Here is a 17,230-nt window from a genome sequence, read left to right on the forward strand (position 1 = left end):
AGTGTGCTCAGCTCCACAGGTCCGGCGGTACGTCCCGCAGCCCGGGGAAGAGGCGCGCGACCAGGGCCTCCGCCTGGGTGGTGCGTTTGAGGCCGAGCCCGGAGGCCATCCACAGCGTGTGGACGGAGGGCAGCGACAGGCCCGCGGGGGCCAGCGCCAGCGAGGACGCCGGGACGACCAGCTCGTTGAGGTTCGCCAGGGCGGCGATCTCCTCCCAGGCCGCGGGCCCGCCGATCCACCGGGGCCCCAGGCTGAGCTTGCGCAGCTCCTGGTGCCGGCGCAGGCCGCCGAGCCGCGAGTTCGTGCCCGACTCCAGGGACCGCATCTGACGCAGTTCGAGCGAGAGCAGCACCGCCTCCGGTGCGATCCGGTCGAGCGACCAGTCGCCCTGGACCCCGCGCAGTTCGAGCGAGGTCAGCTCCGTCCAGCTCTCGGTCACCTCTCCCACGGGCAGCTCCGCGTCGAGGTCCAGGGTGACGCTCTGGAGCGGGAGGCCGCTCAGAGCGCTCAGGTCGGCCAGGTTGACGCAGTTGGCCAGGTAGAGCGAGCGCAGCGAGCGGTACCCGCGCAGGAACTCCAGGTCGCTCACCAGGCTGTCGTGGATGATCAGGCTGTCCACCGGGTGGCGGCGCAGGTACGAGCCGATGGCCCGGCCGGACAGGTCGCCGGCCACGTGCAGGGTCGGGCCCGGCTCGATCGAGCTGAGGGCCTCCAGCTCCCGCTCGTTGCGCACCGTGATGTGCACGGTGGCCGGATCGATCCGGGCCAGGACCTCTCGCGCGTAGGCCCCGGGGTCGAAGGCGTGCCACAGCACGGCCAGCTCGCGGCGGATGTTCCTGGAGGGCTGTGAGGCGTACCGGGCCAGGAAGGGGATCGCGAGGTCCGAGCCCGTGGCGCCGGCCGCGACGACCGTGAACAGCGCGGTGTCCTCGATCTCCACCGCCTCCGGGCCCGGCAGCAGGTCGAGCACGAGCGGGCCGACCTGGCCCAGGGCCCTGGCGGCCGCGGTGTCGCGCGGCGGCACCAGCTCCGCCGCCGCCGCGATCACGCGGCCGCGCAGCTCCGGGTCCAGCTCCGCCGCGTGCTCCAGGGCGGCGAAGGCGAGCAGCACCGGGCGTTGTGAGCGGCCCCGGTCCAGCAGGGTCCGGATGATCTCGGCGCGCTCCCGGGGCCGGGCCTGGGCCACGGCCATCCGGATGACGTCCTCCCACTGGTCGTCCTCGGCGTGCCCGGCGAGTTCCCCGAGCCCGCCCTCGTCCAGGGCCGCCCGCGCGCCCAGGAAGTCCTGGAAGGTGCGGTGGACGAACTCCACGGTGGTCGCCGAGGGCGCCCGTAGCAGGCCCGTGCGGTCCAGGAAGTGCTGGAGCACGGCCGCGGCGTTCCCCAGGATCCGGGCCACCTCCGGGACCGCCGGCAGCGCGTCCGCGAGCAGCGCTTCGGCCCGCTCCCGGTCCAGTTCGGTGCGGCCGTTGCGGATCAGCCAGTGCGCGAGCCGCTGGAGGAGCTGGAGCTGCGGTTCCTCGCCCAGCTCCGGCACGCGCAGCCGGCGCTCCCGGTCGCGCCGGTGCAGCAGCATCGACAGGGCCGCCGTGTACAGCTCCTTGCGGCCGGAGGGCAGGAACCCGCGCCGCTCCCGGTGCAGGGCGCAGATCAGCCCGCACAGCAGCGGGTTGGTCGCGAGCCGGGCCAGGTCGCGCGTGGTGCGCAGGGACTCCAGGAGCTGCTCCCGGTAGCCCTCCAGGGCGGCGTCGGCCTCCGCGTGCTCCGGGTCCCCGGAGGCGGCGGCGGTGTGCCAGCGCCGGACGAACTCGGCGACGCTGTGCGGGGACATGGGCGCGAGGGACAGCTCGCTGAACTCCGCCTCGGCGAGCCAGTCCTCCCGGACGGCGGAGGGCCGTGAGGTGACCAGCCAGCGGTTGCCCGGGTAGGCGTCGATGAGGTCGGTGAGCCAGGCGCGGGCCCCGGCCCGTTCGGCCTCGGGGATCTCGTCGATCCCGTCGACCAGCACCAGGGCCCGCCCGGCGTCCAGTACCCGCCCCTCCCAGCCGTCCGGCTGCTCGCCCGCGAGCGGGGAGCCGACGGCGGCCAGGAAGTCCCGGGGCGCGGGCAGCGCCCTGCCGTGCCGGGTCAGGGTGCGCAGGGGCAGGACGTAGGGGACCAGGCCGTGCAGGGGGCTGTCGGCGGGGCCCGTGGCGGCGGTGACGGTCAACCACTGGATCAGGGTGGTCTTGCCCGAGCCCGCCTCGCCGCGCAGCAGCACCCTTCGGCCGCGCTTGCCGGGCCCGGTGTCCAGCAGGCGCCCGGGGATCCGGTCGGTCCAGAAGAGGTGCGGCCTGGGCGCGGTGTCCACGGCCCCGCCCCCGTCCACCTCCAGCCTCAGGTACGCCGTGCTCAGCGGCCATTTCGCGGTGCCGGGCGCGAGGTCGATCCCGTAGATGGTCAGGGTCCCGTGCTTGCGGGCGACCTGGGCGAGGTAGCGGGTCTCGAAGGCGGTGTCGCGGATGAGCTGGTGGGGTACCCGGTCGAGCACCTGGTCCGTCTTGTCGATCAGCTCGCCGAGGGTGCGCGACTGGTCGACCAGGGTGGCGGCGACGAAGGTGGAGCGCCGGGTGAAGAAGTCCAGGACGTGCACGCACAGGACCACGAGCAGGCGCTCGTGGAAGAGCGCGGCATCGGCGCCGAGCCCGAGGTAGGGGGCTCGGGCGCGCAGCGCGGCGGCGAAGGCCTCCGGGCCGAGCCGGACCGCCTCCAGGTCCGTCAGGGCCACCTCGCCGAGCGCGTCCAGCGTCGCCACCAGTGCGGCGGCCACGCCGGCCTCCTCGCCGGGCGGCAGCGGTCGCTCGCCGGGGGAGCGCAGGGCCTCCGCGACGATCCGTTCGGCGATCTTCAGCACGTCCGCCGGGACGAGCGTGCGTTTCTCCCGTAAGGAGACGTAGGAGGAGACGCGCACGGGCCGGTCCACCAGGCCGGCCCCGGCCCCCTCCGCACGGAAGAACTTCTTCAGCAGCGGCGTCACCACGCTCGACGCCAGCCGCATCCCCGCCACCGATGCGTCCACGAGGCGAGAGCGTAGTGCGGGTCGGCGGTCCTTGGTCCCGGAACGGCCGGGACGGAGGTCCTGAACCGGTGACAAGCGGCACAGGGCAAATCGGACGTACTACGCGGATTCGTAGACCGCGGGGGTCCTCCGAGGGGTCCCTCAGCCCAGTAAGGACCCGGTCAACAGGCCCGAGAGCCCTCTCGGTCACTACGAGGCGCGGTAGTAATCGGGTGGTTTGGGATGTCCGCGGGGTGCGGGTTACCAAGGAGTCGCAGCCCGGCACACCGCTCAGCGTGCCGGGTCGTCCCATGCTCCACCAGCCCGTGCTCCACCCGTCCCCGGAGGTCCCGTCTCATGTCGAAGAGCGCCAGTACCCACCGCATCCGCACCGCCGTCCTCGCGACCGGGCTGGGGGCTGCCATGGTGTTCGGGGCGGGTACCGCGTTCGCCGACGAGACGCAGACCGCGCTGACCGGCACCGCGGGCCTGATCGAGGCCCAGGCCGACGCGCAGGCCGCCGCCGTCGCCGGCAAGGCGACCGCGTGGGAGGCGCCCGTGGACTCGTACACGCTGTCCGCGACCTTCGGCAAGGGCGGCAACCTGTGGTCGCACAAGCACTCCGGCCAGGACTTCGCGGTGCCGATCGGCACCAAGGTGCACGCCGTGCACTCCGGCGTCGTCGTCAAGGCGGGCCCGAACGGCGGCGGTGACGGCCCCGCCTACGGCAACGCCATCGTGATCAAGCACGCCGACAAGACCTACTCGCAGTACGCCCACCTGTCGAAGATCCAGGTGAAGATCGGCCAGCAGGTCGCCGCCGACCAGCTGATCGCCCTGTCCGGCAACACCGGCAACTCCACGGGCCCGCACCTGCACTTCGAGATCCGCACCACCCCGAACTACGGTTCCGCGGTGAACCCGGTGGCCTTCCTGCGCCAGGCCGGCGTCACCCTCTAACGGATCCGTGGATCCGTGGATCCGTGGATCCGCGTACGTACGGCGCCGCGGATCCCCGTCAGCTGATCAGCCACGAGTGGGTCGGCTTGACCTCGCTCTTGCCGCCCTTGACGGTCGCCACCTGCGCGGCCGTCAAGGCGCTGTCCCAGACCCGTACGTTGTCCATGGCCCCGGCCCACTGACCGGCCCAGATGTCGTGGTGGCGGGCCCGGCCCAGCTGGATGGGGCCGGGGGCCGCCCAGATCCCGGCCGCCACCGGCACCTCGCCCGCCTGCTTGCCGTCGACGTACAGCTTGATCGTCTTGGCGGTGGCGTCGTAGGTGCCGGTCAGCATCGCCCAGGCGCTCGCGGTCTTCAGCCCGTCGGAGGCGACCTGCGAGGTGGTGGCCTCGGCCCCGTCGTTGCCGCTCTGGACGCGGAAGATCCACGAGTTCTTGCCGTTCACGGCCTCGTGGCCCAGCTCGAACGAGTACGAGACCCCGTCGCCCTGGCTCACCGCGATCCGGGAGCCGCTCTTGGCCGAGCTGAACACGCGCGCCGAGACGGTGAAGCTCTTGGTGGTGTCCACGGCCTGCCCGGCGCCCTGGGCGTAGGAGTTCGGGTTGTCCTTGAAGCGGATCTCCCCGCGCTTGGTGCCCGGGCCCTGTTCGGCCTGCGGGCCGAGCGCGATGTTCGTGGAGCCGGTGCGGTCGCGCAGCAGGTTGGGCTGGCCCGGCACCGTGTGCGGGTCGTCCCAGGCGGGCTCGCTGGGGGAGGCCGAGGGGCTCTGCGAGCCCTCGGCCACCGGCCCGGGCTTCGGGTCGGCGCCGCCGGAGTCGTCGTTCATGAACCAGAGGGTGGCCGCGGCGGCCACGGCGCAGGCGGCGACCGCCGCGCCTATGACGATCAGGCGGCGCTTGGTGCGCCGGCCCGCGTCGGACCGGTCCGCCATCGCCTGCCAGTCGGGCTGGGGCGCGGGGGTGAAGGCCGCGCCGGGCAGGGGTTCCTGCGCCGGATCCTGCTGGTGGGGCTCCTGTGGATGCGCGTCCTGCGGGTGCGGGTCCTGCTGGTACGGGTTCGGCTGCCCGGGCTGCGGGAAGCCGTAGCCCCCCGCCGCGGGTGCCTGCGGGTAGCCGTAGCCGCCCGGGCCGCCCGCTCCGGGGGTCTGCGGATAGCCGTAGCCGCCGCTCCCGCTCCCGCCGCCGTTCCCCCGCGCGGGACCGGGCTGGGGGCTGTTCGGGCGATCCGTACCGTCAGTCATGGCACGGATGTTAAAACATTGCCCCTGCCACCAGACAGGCCGGAGGCGTCAGCCGGGCAGCCGGACGATCGGGAAGCTGCCCGTCGCCGTCGGCGCGTGTTCCGGCAGCCACAGCACCGCCACCGCCCCGGCCGCCTCGCCCTCGCGGTCAACTCCGCCCGGCGCCGCGACGTTTCGGAAGGTGAGCCGGGCGCCCAGCACCCGCGCCTGCCCCGCCGCGATGGTCAGGCCCAGCCCGTGGCCCACGCCCGCGCGGTCCGAGGAGCCGGTGCGAAAACGGCTCGGCCCCTCGCGCAGCAGCGCCTCGGGGAAGCCGGGCCCGTGGTCCCGGACGCGCACGACCCGTCCCTCGACGTCCACCTGGATCGGGGCCCGCCCGTAGCGCGCCGCGTTGGCGAGCAGGTTGCCCAGGATCCGCTCCAGGCGCCGCGGGTCGGTGTTCACGATCTCGTCCGCCACGATCCGTACGGTCGCCTCGGGCATCAGCGAGGCCACCCGGCGCCCCACGAACTCGCCCAGCGCCACGTCCTGGAGCTCCGCCCGCTCGGACGCGCTGTCCAGCCGGGCCACCTCCAGCACGTCCTCGACCAGCACCCGCATCGCCTGCGCCCGGTCCCGCACCAGCTCGGTCGGCCGCCCCGGCGGCAGCAGTTCCGCCGCCGTGAGCAGGCCCGTGACCGGGGTGCGCAGCTCGTGCGCGATGTCGGCGGTGACCCGGCGCTCGGCCTCCAGCCGCTGCTGGAGCGTGTCCGCCATGGCGTCGACGGCCCGCGCGAGGTCGTCGGTCTCGTCCCGGACCACCCCGCCGACCGCGTCGCGCACCCGCACCTGCGGGTCGCCGAGCGCGACCCGTCCGGCGGCCGCGGCCGCCTTGCGCAGCCGCCGCGAGATCTGGCCGCCGATCAGGACGCCGAGGGCCGAGCTGCCGATGACGACGGCGAGCGACCCGACGACCAGGGCCCGGTCCAGGTCGCGGACCATGTTGGCGCTCTGCTGGAAGCCGGAGTGCATCGAGAGCACCTGCCCGTTGCCGAGCGGTACGGCGGCCCAGACCTCGGGGTTGGCCTTCGGCCGCTCCTGGATGTAGGTGCCGCGCCGCCCCGAGCGGGCCTTCTCGCGCAGCTCGGCGGGCAGGTCCGGGTCGTTGAGCTTGGCGCCCATGAAGGGCTTGCGCCCTGATTCGGCGTTGCGCGAGATGAACTGCACGCGCTCCAACTGGGCCTCGCGCGCGCTCTCCAGCATCGACACCCGGGCAGCGCTGTGCACCACCAGGCTCAGCGCGAGCGCGGTGAGCGCCCCCACGGCCGTGATGGCGAGGGTGATCTTCCAGCGGATGCCGGTGCGGAAGGTGAAGCTCCTCATGCCTTCAGCTTGTATCCGAAGCCCCGGACCGTCTCGATCCGGTCCTGTCCGATCTTCGTCCGCAGCCGCTGGACGTGCACGTCGACGACCCGGGTGTCGCCGCCCCAGTCGTAGTCCCACACCCGCTCCAGCAGCCGGTCGCGGGACAGGACGGTGCCGGGCGCGGAGGAGAACTCCAGCAGCAGCCGCATCTCGGTCGGGGTCAGCGCCACCGCCACCCCGGCCTTGCGGACGTCCATGCCCTCGGTGTCGACCTCCAGGTCGCCGAAGGACAGCACCCCGCGCTCCCCGGCCGGGTCGCCGTCGGAGCCGGCGCCGCCCGGGCCACCGGCGTGACCGAAGCGGCGCAGGACGGCGCGGATCCGGGCGACCAGGACCGAGCCGTCGAAGGGCTTGGTGACGTAGTCGTCGGCGCCCGCCTCCAGCCCGAGCACCACGTCGATCGAGTCGGCGCGCGCCGACAGCATGATCACGGGGACGGTGGACTCGTCGCGGATCCGGCGGCACAGGCTGACGCCGTCCATGCCGGGCACCATCACGTCGAGCAGCGCGATGTCGGGCCGGTTCGCCCGGAAGGACTCCAGGCCGGACAGCCCGTCGGGCATGGCGGTGACCACGAACCCGTCGCGCTCCAGCGCCAGGGTCGTGGCCTCACGGATGACGTCGTCGTCCTCCACGAACAGCACGTGGGTCTCGGCCATGACCGGTCGCCTCAGTTCTTCTGTGGTGTCACGGCGGGGGCGGGCTGGCTCCCACCACCGCCTACGTTGCTGTACTCCGAGTGCACGCGGTCGTGCTCGGTGAACTTCTCGCCGTTCCAGCGGAAGGTGATCACGTCCTCGCCGGTGGCGTACGCCTCCGTCTTGACGTAGATCGGCTTGCTCACCACCAGGTCGCCCCGGTCGATCTCCGCGTAGACGGGCGGCGCCTCGTCCGAGAACACATTCTCGTACTTCGTGCCGTCCTGCTTGTACACGTACGTGCCAACGCCGATCGCGTCCGAGCAGGACAGGATGTTGACGACCAGGTCCGGCTCGGCGCCCCCGGTGACCTTCCCGTAGCTGACGTCGACCGGGTACTCCTTGCCGGAGCACGGCCGCAGGTCCTTCTTGACCGCGTCGCTGACCTTCGGGTCGGCCTTCACCAGGGCGACCACGTCCTGGACCTTCTTGAAGGGCGAGGCGGACTGCTGCCCGGCCGCGGAGGGCGGGGCCGTCTTCGACACGGACTCGGTGCGCGCCGGCCCGCCGTCCCGCAGCCCGGTACCGCCGGTGGAGCAGCCGACCGCGAACAGCACAGTGCCGACGAGGATGACCATCCCCGCCGACATCAGTACCAGAGGGCTCCTGCCCCGGAGGCCTGTTAGGCCGCGCACCGCTCCCGCCCCTCGTACTGCATGGTGTGGTCACCGCGCTCCAGCGCGCGCATGTCCAGGTCGCGGCTCTCCAGCTCCTGGCGCAGGCGCGCCAGGGCACGGTGCAGCGTGCTCTTCACGGTACCGGCCGACATGCCGAGCGCCGCGGCCGTCTCCTCGGTGCTCATCTGCTCCCAGTGTCGCAGCACGACCACGCTGCGCTGCTTGGGCGCGAGCACCTTGAGGATGTCCATCAAGAGCGCGCGGTCGGCGCGCTGTTCGGCGCCGTCCTCGACGCGGGCGTCCGGCAACTGCTCGGTGGGGACCTCTTCGAGCTTGCGGGCGCGCCACCACTCGGTCCGCGTGTTGATCATGACACGGCGCAGGTAGGCATCGGCGAGGGACTTGTCGGCGATGCCGTCCCAGCGGCCGTAGGTGCGCACGAGGGCGGTCTGCAGGAGGTCCTGCGCGTCGGTCGGGTCGGGGACCAGGCGACGGGCACTGCGCAGCAGCGCGTCCTGCCGAGTGCGTACGTACTCTTCGAATTCGAGTACCTCGCCGCCGTGCGCCATCTCAGACCGCCTCCGCCCGTTACCGCTCTTCGTCCTGTGCTTCTGGATCCGAAGGTACGGAGCGGTTGTCACGGCACTGTGCGGGTGAGCCTTCGGTGGGAACACGGCTGTCCATAGGTTGTGTAACAGCGCCCGTGAGCTGCGGTTTCGGTCGCTCAAGCGGAATGCGAGAGTCAGCCGAGCGGCAGCCGGTACGCCGTCGCGAGGGCCCCGCCGCCGTCGGCGCCGAGCGGCTCCACCAGCCCGTCGGCGACCAGTCCGTCCAGCGCGCGGGCCCGCTGCACGGGCTCGTCCCACACGGCGTCCAGTGCCGCCTTCGGCACCGGCCCGACCGCCTCGCGCAGCACGGCCAGCAGTCGGCCGCGCACCTGCCGGTCGGTGCCGGCGTAGGTCTGCCCGCGCCGCGGCGGACCCGCGTGCGCGGGCTTGCCCGCCAGCCGCCAGGCGCACAGCCCGGCCACCGGGCAGCGCACGCAGTCCGGGCTCTTCGCGGTGCACACCAGCGCGCCCAGCTCCATGGAGGCCGCGGCCCACCCGGCCGCCGTCTCCTCGTCCTCGGGCAGCAGCGCGCGGGCCAGCCGCCGCTCGGCGGCGGTGGTGGCGTTCGGCGGGTACTCGACGCCGGTCGCGGTCCGGGCGAAGACCCGGCGCACGTTCGTGTCCAGCACCGCGTGCCGTTGCCCGTAGGCGAAGGAGGCCACGGCCGCGGCGGTGTACTCGCCGATGCCGGGCAGGGACAACAGCCGGTCGTGCTCCCGCGGTACGTCGCCCCCGTGCCGTTCCGTTATGGCGACGGCCGCGCCGTGCAGCCGCAGCGCCCGGCGCGGATAGCCGAGGCGGCCCCAGGCCCGTACGGCCTCCCCGGGCGCGTCGGCGGCCAGGTCGGCGGGGCGGGGCCAGCGGGCCAGCCACTGCTCGTACACCGGCAGCACCCGGGCGACCGGGGTCTGCTGGAGCATGAACTCGCTGACCATGACGCCCCAGGGACCGGCTTCGGGGCGACGCCAGGGCAGGTCGCGGGCGTTCTCGCGGAACCAGGCGATGACGGGGGAGTGCAGCGCGCGGGCGGCTTCGGCGCCGGGCACGGCCGACGCCTCGGACGGGGCGGGGGTTTCGGGGGATGCAGTCATGGCAGGGGCATCCTGGCACGATTCACCCCTCGGGCGCGGGCCCCGGACCGGTGAAGAGGGCGGCGGGACGGACCCCGCTCGTGCGCATCGAACCGATGATCCGACGGATGGGGCCCGTGAGCGCGATCGCCACCAGCGCGCCGACCGAGGCACCGAGCAGCAGGCCCATCGCCACGTCGTGCGGGTAGTGCACCCCGACGAAGACCCGGGAGAAGGCCATCAGCAGGGCGAGCGGCACGGTGAGCAGGCCGAGCCGGCGCACGGCCAGCGCCAGGGCGACGGCGGCGGCGCCCGCGATCACGGAGTGGTTGCTCGGGAAGGACCAGTCGCCCGGCGCCGGGCACGTGATCAACGGGGCGAGCGCGCCCGGGACGGCCCGACAGGGCCGGTCCTCGTGCACGGTGGACTTCACGACCTCGGAGACGACGTACGCGACGGCCGTGGCCAGCGGGGCGAGGACGGCCAGGGCCATCGCCGTGTCGCCGCGGGTCCGGGCGCGCCACCACACGAGGAGGAAGAGCAGGCCGAAGACCAGCAGCCCGCTCTTCGTCCAGATCTCGGCGAGGGACTGCACCCAGCCGGGCGTGGAGTGCGCGAAGTCGGTGACGTCTCGGTAGAGGTCGGATGTGTCCATCCGACCGACAATACGCAAACCGGACCAACACCGGCATCAGCCTCTCGGCCCCGATCTTGGTCCTGATGGCCCTCCAGCGGTGGCGCAGCGGGATGATCATCGCCAAAACGCGCCGGATGTACGGCATGTGGGGCACGGATCGCGTCCTGGACTCTCGTAAAGTTCCCTCCGTGGGATCACTGCGCAATCCGGTCGGGCCGCTTCCCTCCTCCATCTACTGGCGACGGAGGGCAGTTCTGGCGTCCGTCGCCGCCCTCCTGGCGCTCCTCGCCGTATGGACCGTCAGTTCCGGCGGGGGCAGGACCAGTCAGAACGGCAAGGGCGGCGGCTCCGGGCCGCACCCGGCCACCTCCATCACGCCCGGCGCGCCGGGATCGGGGCCGGCCATCGGTACGGCCCCGGGCGGCCGCGACGAGGCGGGCGCCGGCGGCGCCACCGGCGGCGACCACGGCGGCGCGGCGGCGGGCACCGGCGCGGGCGGCGCGGGCACCGGCAAGAACGGCGAACCGGGCGGCTCCGGTTCGGGCGCGGGCGGCGGGTCCGCCGCCGGGCCCGGCCAGATCCCGGCCGACTCCCCGCTCCCCACCTGTGCGCCGAGCGCGCTCCAGTGGGAGGTCAAGAGCACCAAGAACGAGTACGAGCCGAACGAGCGCCCCCGCCTCGAACTCCTCGCCCGCAACGTCTCCGGCACCACCTGCAAGGTCGACCTCGGCCCCAAGCAGGCGATCCTGAGCATCACTCAGGCGTCCACGGGCAAGGCCGTCTGGTCCTCGGCGGACTGCCCCGCGGGAGCGGGCAACGTCTTCTACCGGCTGCCGGCGAACAGCGAGACGACGCAGTCGCTGGAGTGGGACCGGAAGTTCAGCTCGGCGTCCCAGTGCCAGGCGCCTCCGGCGGGGAGCGCGGTGGCCGACACGTACGTGGTGGAGGTCAAGTCCCCCGGCATGCCTGTAGCCCGAACCTCCTTCGTCCTGAAGCAGGACTGACCGTCAAAGCCGCCCTCAATCGCAGGGCGGGCTGAGGGATGCCCTCAATCGCCGGGCAGGCTAGGTGTGGCCTCAAGCGCCGGCCGGGCTTGATTCGGCCGAGCTTGGCCGTCGGGCAATCCAGCCCCGCCGGCGTTTGAGGTGCCCCCGGAGGGCAGCGGGCCGGAGTGTGGCCTCAAGCGTCGGCCGGGCTCAAAGATGCCCTCAATCGCCGGGCGGGCTGGATGGGGCCGAGGTGTGCCGTCGGAGCCGGCCGAATCAGCCTCGCCGGCGATTGAGGCGCCCCCGGAGGGCGGTCCGGCTCGTGGCCGGGACGTTTCGGCGGCCATGCCCGGGCCCAGGACACCACGCTCGCGCCGCAGGCCACTCGCGCCGCAGGCTAGACGTAGCGCTCCAGGATCGAGGACTCCGCCAGCCGCGACAGCCCTTCCCGCACGGACCGTGCCCGCGCCTCCCCGACGCCGTCGACGGTCTGCAGATCGTCCACGCTCGCCGCGAGCAGCTTCTGCAGCCCGCCGAAGTGCTCCACGAGCCGCTCGATGATGGCCCCCGGCAGCCGCGGCACCTTCGCCAGCAGCCGGTACCCGCGCGGCGACACCGCGGAGTCGAGGGTCTCGGGCGAGCCCGTGTACCCCAGCCCCCGCGCCACCGTCGCCAGCTCCAGCAGCTCCGCGTGCGTGAAGGAATCCAGCTCGGCCAGCGCCTCCTCGACCGTGCGGGAACGCTTCGCCGTCGGCTCCGGCACGTAGTCCCGGATGACCAGCTCGCGCTCCTGCTCGATCCCGACCGTCAGCTCGTCCAGCTGGAGCGACAGCAGCCGCCCGTCGGTGCCGAGCTCGATGACGTACTCGGCGATCTCGGTCGCGATCCGCCGGACCATCTCCAGCCGCTGCGCGACCGCCGTGACGTCGCGGACCGTCACCAGGTCCTCGATCTCCAGCGCCGACAGCGTGCCCGCGACCTCGTCGAGCCGCAGCTTGTACCGCTCCAGCGTGGCCAGCGCCTGGTTCGCCCGGGACAGGATCGCCCCGGACTCCTCCAGCACGCGCCGCTCGCCGTCGACGTACAGCGCGATCAGCCGCATCGACTGCGAGACCGAGACGACCGGGAAGTTGCACTGCTTGGAGACGCGGTCCGCCGTGCGGTGCCGGGTGCCCGTCTCCTCCGTCGGGATCGAGGCGTCCGGCACCAGCTGGACGCCCGCCCGCAGGATCTTGGTGATGTCCTTGTCCACGATGAGCGCCCCGTCGAGCTTGCACAGCTCGCGCAGCCGGGTCGCGGTGAACTCCACGTCCAGGACGAAGCCGCCGGTGCACATGGCCTCGACGCTCTTGTCCATGCCGAGCACGATCAGACCGCCGGTGTTGCCGCGCAGGATCCGCTCCAGGCCGTCACGCAGCTGCTGACCGGGTGCGACCGCGCTCAGCGAAGCCCGCATCAGGGCCTCCTGCTTGCTGCCTGCGCCGGACTTCCCGGATGCTGCTGCCCCGTCCTTGGCTGCCACTGCACTCCTCCGGTCGCGGGTCGTACCGCCCCGCACCACGGGCACAGGGGAGTGCGTACGGCCGGGCGGACCAGCACAAAGTCTACCGGCGCGCGCCACGCCCCCGCCGTGGCTTGGCCACTGTGCCCGTCAGAGGACCCCGGACGGGCCCCCTGACCTGCACCTCACACGTCCACCTCAGGCGTCGACCTCAGGCGTCGGGCTTCGCCGAGCTCCGGCTCCGGCCGCGCGGCAGCACCCGCAGCGCGTCCCCCATGTCGGCCACCTCGATGACCTTCATGCCCGCGGGCACCTTGCCCGGGTCCACCGGCACCAGCGCGTGCGTGAACCCGAGCCGGTGCGCCTCGGCGAGCCGGCGCTGCACGCCCGTCACCCGCCGCACCTCACCGGCCAGCCCGACCTCGCCGATCGCGACGAGGTTCTTCGGCAGCGGTACGTCGCTCGCGGCCGAAGCCAGCGCCAGCGCCACGGCCAGGTCGGCGGCGGGCTCCGTCAGCTTCACCCCGCCCACCGTCGCGGCGTAGATGTCCCGCTTGCCGAGCGCGGTGATCCGGCCGCGCTGCTCCAGCACGGCCAGCATCATCGAGACGCGGGAGGTCTCCAGCCCGGAGGTGGTCCGTCGGGGCGAGGGGATCTGCGAGTCCACGGTCAGCGCCTGCACCTCGGCGACCAGCGGCCGCTTGCCCTCCAGCGTCACCGTCAGGCAGGTGCCGGGAACCGCCTCCGCGCGCCGGGTCAGGAACAGCCCGCTCGGGTCGGCGAGCCCGGTGATCCCCTCGTCGTGCAGCTCGAAGCAGCCGACCTCGTCGGTGGCGCCGTAGCGGTTCTTGATGCCGCGGACCAGGCGCAGCCGGGCGTGCCGGTCGCCCTCGAAGCTGAGCACCACGTCGACGAGGTGTTCCAGCAGCCGGGGACCGGCGATGGCCCCGTCCTTGGTGACGTGGCCGACGAGCAGCGTGGACATCCCGCGCTCCTTGGAGGCGCGGATCAGGGCCCCCGCGACCTCGCGGACCTGGGCCATGCCGCCGGGCGCCCCGTCGATCTCGGGGGAGGCGACGGTCTGCACGGAGTCCATGATCAGCAGCGAGGGCTTCACCGCGTCCAGGTGCCCGAGCACCGCCGACAGGTCCGTCTCGGCCGCGAGGTAGAGGTGGTCGCTGAGCGCGTTGATCCGGTCGGCGCGCAGCCGCACCTGGCTCGCCGACTCCTCGCCCGTCACGTACAGGGTGCGGTGCTCGTCGCTCGCCGCCTTCGCGGCGACGTCCAGGAGCAGGGTGGACTTGCCGACGCCGGGCTCGCCGGCGAGCAGCACCACGGCCCCGGGTACGAGACCCCCGCCGAGCACCCGGTCCAGCTCGTCGACCCCGGTGGAGCGGGCCGTCGCCTGGCGCACGTCGACCTGGGCGATGGGCACGGCGGCGGTGGACACGCGGCCGGCCGCGGTGGTCCGTACGGCGGGCGCGCCCGTCTCCTCGACGGTCCCCCAGGCCTGGCACTCGGGGCACCGGCCGAGCCACTTCGCGGTGGTCCAGCCGCACTCGGTACAGCGGTAGGACGGCCGGTCCTTGGCGGATGAACGGGATGTACGGGCTGCTGCCATGCCGCCAACGGTATCGGCCGGCGCCGACACCCCCGCCGGGGCCGATCGGACGGGGACGTCAGGGCGACCGTCAGCAACGACACGATCTGTTCACCCGTAAGGACTAAAAGTGCTGAAGGCTTCCGGGCCGTCGCCGGCCGGCCGCCTACCTTCACGAGGTGAACAGCAGCAACCACGCCGACCCCACGACTCGCACCGGCGCACACCGGGCGCACGGGCGCACGCTCCCCGAGGGGGAGCAGGCGCCCCCCTTCCGCCACGAGCCGTACCTGGACGGCCTGTTCACGTACTGCCTGTCGGTCCTGTGCGACCACGACAGCGCCACCGAGGTGCTCGGCGAGGTCCTGGCCGTGGCCGAGCGGCACCCGGGGCGCTGCCCCGACGAGAGCGACCGCCGGGCCTGGCTCTACGCCCTCGCCCGCTGGGCCTGTCTGCGCAGGCTCGCCGAGACCCGGCGCGCCCGGCACACTCCGCCGGGCGTGCACACCACCCGGCGTGCGCCGGGGCGCACCGAAGCCGACCGCGCGCCGGCCACGGACCGCCCGGCCACGGACCGCCCGGCCCCGGGCGGCGGCCCCGACCGGACGGGTGCGGCCCCCGCGCCGGGGACGGGGGCCGCACCCGCCGACCCGATCGACGTCAACGCGTACCGGCGGACCGAGCTGGCCCGGCTCGCCTGGCCCGAGGCCGCCGGGACCACCCCCGAGCAGCGCGAGGCCCTCGAACTCGCCGTCCGCCACCGGCTGACCGTGACCGAACTCGCCGCCGTCCTCAGCACCCCGGCCACCGCCGCCCGCGACCTGCTCACCGGAGCCGCCTGCGAGGTCGAGCGCACCCGCGCCGCGCTCGCCGTGGTCGAAACCGGCAACTGTCCCGCCGTCTCCCGGCTCACCGGGGACAGCCAGGTGCTGCTCTCCACCACCCTGCGCGCCGAACTCGTCCGCCACGTCGACGACTGCCCGCTCTGCCGCCGCGTCGCCGAACGCGTCGGCGCCGGCGCCCCGTGGCCCGGCTCCGGCGGCGTGGGCACCGGCGCCCTGCCGCTCGTACCGGCGCCGCGCACCGGCGTGCGCACCGCGATGCTGCGCTCCGCCCGGGTCCGCGGTCGCGCCGGGGCCCCCCGGTTCGCCCGGACCGGATTCCCCCTCGACCCGAAGGACCGCGCGGCCCGCCGCGACCGGATCCGCTCCCGCGCCGTCACCACCACGGTCGTCGCCACCGTGGTCGCGGCGCCGGTCCTGGCCCTCTGGGCGGCGTACCGCGGCGCCCCCAGCACCGGCGAGTCGACCGGCGCCACCAACACCCGCATCTCCGCGAGCGAGCTCCAGATCCCCTCGCACCTGAACGGCTACGACGGCCGGCCCGTCCCCGGCGCGGCGGCCTACGAGAACGCGGGCAACACCCGCACCACCGGCGCCGAGCCCCGGTTCACCGAAGGCGGCCCCGTTCCCGACGTGTCCGTCGAGGTGATCAGCTCGGGCGCCCCGACCGGCCCCGACCGGCCCGGCTCGGCGGGGCTGGGGCGGCTCACCGTCACCGCCGCCTCCCGCGGCGGAGTCACCCTGCTCGCCCTCAGCGCGTCCGGCGGGGCCCCCGTCGACTGGCGGCTGTGGACGGACGCCCCCTGGCTGCGCGCGAGCGCCACGGCGGGCACCCTGGCCCCAGGAGAATCGGTCACCCTACGGATCACCGTGGACCCCGACGCCCAGCCCGTGGGCGCCTGGACCGCCCGGGTCGGGGTGGACCCGAGCGGCGCGATGGTCTCGATCTCGGGCCGCGGCCGGCCGGCTCCGCAGCCCAGCCGGACGCCGCCGACGGATCCCACACCCACACCGACACCGCCGACGCCCACCCCGACGCCGACCCCGACCGAGACGCCGACCCCCACGCCCACGCCGACCCCCACCCCGACGCCGACCGCGTCCGAGGGAACGGTTACCCCGACCCCGACGCCCGCTACTTCTTCTTGACCGGGACCGCCGGGACCGGCAGGACCACCGGGTCCGCCGGGTGCGGGGCCATCGGCGGCGCCGACGCCAGGCGCGCCTCGCACAGCGCGACCAGCGCCCCGTAGCCCTCCTTGCCCATCAGCTCGATCAGCTCGGGCCGGTAGGTCACGTAGACCGGGTCGCCCGCGCCGTGCGCGGAGGTCGCCGAGGTGCACCACCAGTGCAGGTCGTGGCCGCCCGGGCCCCAGCCGCGCCGGTCGTACTCGCCGATCGACACCTGGAGCACCCGGGTGTCGTCCGGCCGGTCGATCCACTCGTACGTCCGGCGCACCGGCAGCTGCCAGCACACGTCCGGCTTCGTCTCCAGCGGCTCCCGGCCCTCCCGCAGCGCCAGGATGTGCAGCGAACAACCGGCGCCCGCCGCGAAACCGGGCCGGTTCTGGAAGATGCACGACCCCTCCCACCGCCGGGTCTGCCGCTCGCCGTCCTCGTCCTTCTGCACCCAGCCCGACTCGGCGCCGACATCGTGGAACTGCCACAGCTCCGGCGTCAGGCGCGCCACGTTCTCGGCGACCCGCTTCTCGTCGTCCTCGTCGGAGAAGTGCGCGCCGAGCGTGCAGCAGCCGTCGTCCGCGCGGCCCGCCTGGATGCCCTGGCAGCCGCTGCCGAAGATGCAGGTCCAACGGGAGGTGAGCCAGGTCAGGTCACAGCGGAAGATCTGCTCGTCGTCGGCCGGATCGGGGAACTCCACCCAGGCCCGGGCGAAGTCGAGCCCCTTCTCGTCCGTGGTGCTCGACTTCTTCGTCTTGCTCGGCTTGGTGGTCTTGCCGGCCTTCTTCGTATTGGGCACGAACCCCAGCCTAAAGGCCCCTTACGCCGCCCCTACGCGTTCGGCCCAGTAG

14 protein-coding genes are annotated in these 17,230 nt (G+C 73.8%); 3 read left to right on the top strand and 11 right to left on the bottom strand.

The window, feature by feature from the left end:
• Positions 1–7: 7 nt before the first annotated feature.
• On the bottom strand, positions 8–3,058 hold the full coding sequence (locus ACIQWR_RS17830) for an NACHT domain-containing protein (RefSeq protein WP_404010044.1): 3,051 nt from the start codon (positions 3,056–3,058) through the stop codon (positions 8–10).
• A gap of 336 nt (positions 3,059–3,394) precedes the next feature.
• Between ACIQWR_RS17830 and ACIQWR_RS17835 the strand changes: the two genes are divergently transcribed.
• Positions 3,395–3,997, top strand: a complete 603-nt coding sequence (locus ACIQWR_RS17835) for a M23 family metallopeptidase (RefSeq protein WP_404010046.1) — start codon at positions 3,395–3,397, stop codon at positions 3,995–3,997.
• A 58-nt stretch (positions 3,998–4,055) separates the two neighbouring features.
• Here the strand turns inward: ACIQWR_RS17835 and ACIQWR_RS17840 are convergent, their stop codons facing one another.
• The 7 genes from ACIQWR_RS17840 to ACIQWR_RS17870 all read right to left on the bottom strand — a co-directional run bounded on the left by ACIQWR_RS17840 (position 4,056) and on the right by ACIQWR_RS17870 (position 10,289).
• Entirely contained in the window at positions 4,056–5,237 is a 1,182-nt protein-coding gene (locus ACIQWR_RS17840) for a LamG-like jellyroll fold domain-containing protein (RefSeq protein ID WP_404010049.1), read from the bottom strand.
• A gap of 48 nt (positions 5,238–5,285) precedes the next feature.
• Positions 5,286–6,599, bottom strand: coding sequence for a two-component system sensor histidine kinase CseC (gene cseC / locus ACIQWR_RS17845; protein WP_399264885.1), 1,314 nt, complete (start codon positions 6,597–6,599; stop codon positions 5,286–5,288).
• Complete coding sequence (gene cseB / locus ACIQWR_RS17850) at positions 6,596–7,300, bottom strand: two-component system response regulator CseB (protein WP_404010052.1); 705 nt, start codon at positions 7,298–7,300, stop codon at positions 6,596–6,598. The genes cseC and cseB overlap by 4 nt, the downstream gene beginning before the upstream one ends.
• 11 nt (positions 7,301–7,311) lie before the next feature.
• Entirely contained in the window at positions 7,312–7,929 is a 618-nt protein-coding gene (locus tag ACIQWR_RS17855) for a hypothetical protein (protein ID WP_404010054.1), read from the bottom strand.
• Between the two features lie 32 nt (positions 7,930–7,961).
• Complete coding sequence (locus ACIQWR_RS17860) at positions 7,962–8,525, bottom strand: SigE family RNA polymerase sigma factor (protein ID WP_385786611.1); 564 nt, start codon at positions 8,523–8,525, stop codon at positions 7,962–7,964.
• 173 nt (positions 8,526–8,698) lie between these two features.
• Positions 8,699–9,655: an A/G-specific adenine glycosylase gene (locus ACIQWR_RS17865; RefSeq protein WP_404010057.1), complete on the bottom strand. Its 957-nt coding sequence runs from the start codon at positions 9,653–9,655 to the stop codon at positions 8,699–8,701.
• A gap of 22 nt (positions 9,656–9,677) precedes the next feature.
• Positions 9,678–10,289 carry a phosphatase PAP2 family protein gene (locus tag ACIQWR_RS17870; RefSeq protein ID WP_404010059.1) on the bottom strand — a complete coding sequence of 204 codons (612 nt, stop codon included), beginning with the start codon at positions 10,287–10,289 and terminating at the stop codon, positions 9,678–9,680.
• A 170-nt stretch (positions 10,290–10,459) separates the two neighbouring features.
• Between ACIQWR_RS17870 and ACIQWR_RS17875 the strand changes: the two genes are divergently transcribed.
• Positions 10,460–11,275, top strand: a complete 816-nt coding sequence (locus ACIQWR_RS17875; RefSeq protein ID WP_404010062.1) for a hypothetical protein — start codon at positions 10,460–10,462, stop codon at positions 11,273–11,275.
• Between the two features lie 379 nt (positions 11,276–11,654).
• Here the strand turns inward: ACIQWR_RS17875 and disA are convergent, their stop codons facing one another.
• Positions 11,655–12,779: a DNA integrity scanning diadenylate cyclase DisA gene (gene disA / locus ACIQWR_RS17880; protein ID WP_404010065.1), complete on the bottom strand. Its 1,125-nt coding sequence runs from the start codon at positions 12,777–12,779 to the stop codon at positions 11,655–11,657.
• A 190-nt stretch (positions 12,780–12,969) separates the two neighbouring features.
• Complete coding sequence (radA, locus tag ACIQWR_RS17885) at positions 12,970–14,379, bottom strand: DNA repair protein RadA (protein WP_404010068.1); 1,410 nt, start codon at positions 14,377–14,379, stop codon at positions 12,970–12,972.
• Positions 14,380–14,537: 158 nt separating this feature from the next.
• On the opposite strand from radA, the gene ACIQWR_RS17890 reads away from it, so the two are divergent.
• Positions 14,538–16,349: a hypothetical protein gene (locus ACIQWR_RS17890; RefSeq protein ID WP_404010070.1), complete on the top strand. Its 1,812-nt coding sequence runs from the start codon at positions 14,538–14,540 to the stop codon at positions 16,347–16,349.
• On the opposite strand, the gene ACIQWR_RS17895 is transcribed toward ACIQWR_RS17890, so the two are convergent.
• The gene (locus ACIQWR_RS17895) at positions 16,336–17,178 is read right to left on the bottom strand and encodes a hypothetical protein (protein ID WP_404010072.1); all 843 of its coding nucleotides are present in this window, start codon (positions 17,176–17,178) and stop codon (positions 16,336–16,338) included. The genes ACIQWR_RS17890 and ACIQWR_RS17895 overlap by 14 nt on opposite strands.
• Positions 17,179–17,230: the final 52 nt, after the last annotated feature.

This window comes from Streptomyces sp. NPDC098789 (assembly GCF_044759975.1).
Lineage (GTDB): Bacteria > Actinomycetota > Actinomycetes > Streptomycetales > Streptomycetaceae > Streptomyces.

Coding starts and splice junctions, on each gene's coding strand:
- ACIQWR_RS17835 (WP_404010046.1), top strand. CDS start 3,395: ATGTCGAAGAGCGCCAGTACCCACCGCATCCGCACCGCCGTCCTCGCG.
- ACIQWR_RS17840 (WP_404010049.1), bottom strand. CDS start 5,237: ATGACTGACGGTACGGATCGCCCGAACAGCCCCCAGCCCGGTCCCGCG.
- cseC (WP_399264885.1), bottom strand. CDS start 6,599: ATGAGGAGCTTCACCTTCCGCACCGGCATCCGCTGGAAGATCACCCTC.
- cseB (WP_404010052.1), bottom strand. CDS start 7,300: ATGGCCGAGACCCACGTGCTGTTCGTGGAGGACGACGACGTCATCCGT.
- ACIQWR_RS17855 (WP_404010054.1), bottom strand. CDS start 7,929: ATGTCGGCGGGGATGGTCATCCTCGTCGGCACTGTGCTGTTCGCGGTC.
- ACIQWR_RS17860 (WP_385786611.1), bottom strand. CDS start 8,525: ATGGCGCACGGCGGCGAGGTACTCGAATTCGAAGAGTACGTACGCACT.
- ACIQWR_RS17865 (WP_404010057.1), bottom strand. CDS start 9,655: ATGACTGCATCCCCCGAAACCCCCGCCCCGTCCGAGGCGTCGGCCGTG.
- ACIQWR_RS17870 (WP_404010059.1), bottom strand. CDS start 10,289: ATGGACACATCCGACCTCTACCGAGACGTCACCGACTTCGCGCACTCC.
- radA (WP_404010068.1), bottom strand. CDS start 14,379: ATGGCAGCAGCCCGTACATCCCGTTCATCCGCCAAGGACCGGCCGTCC.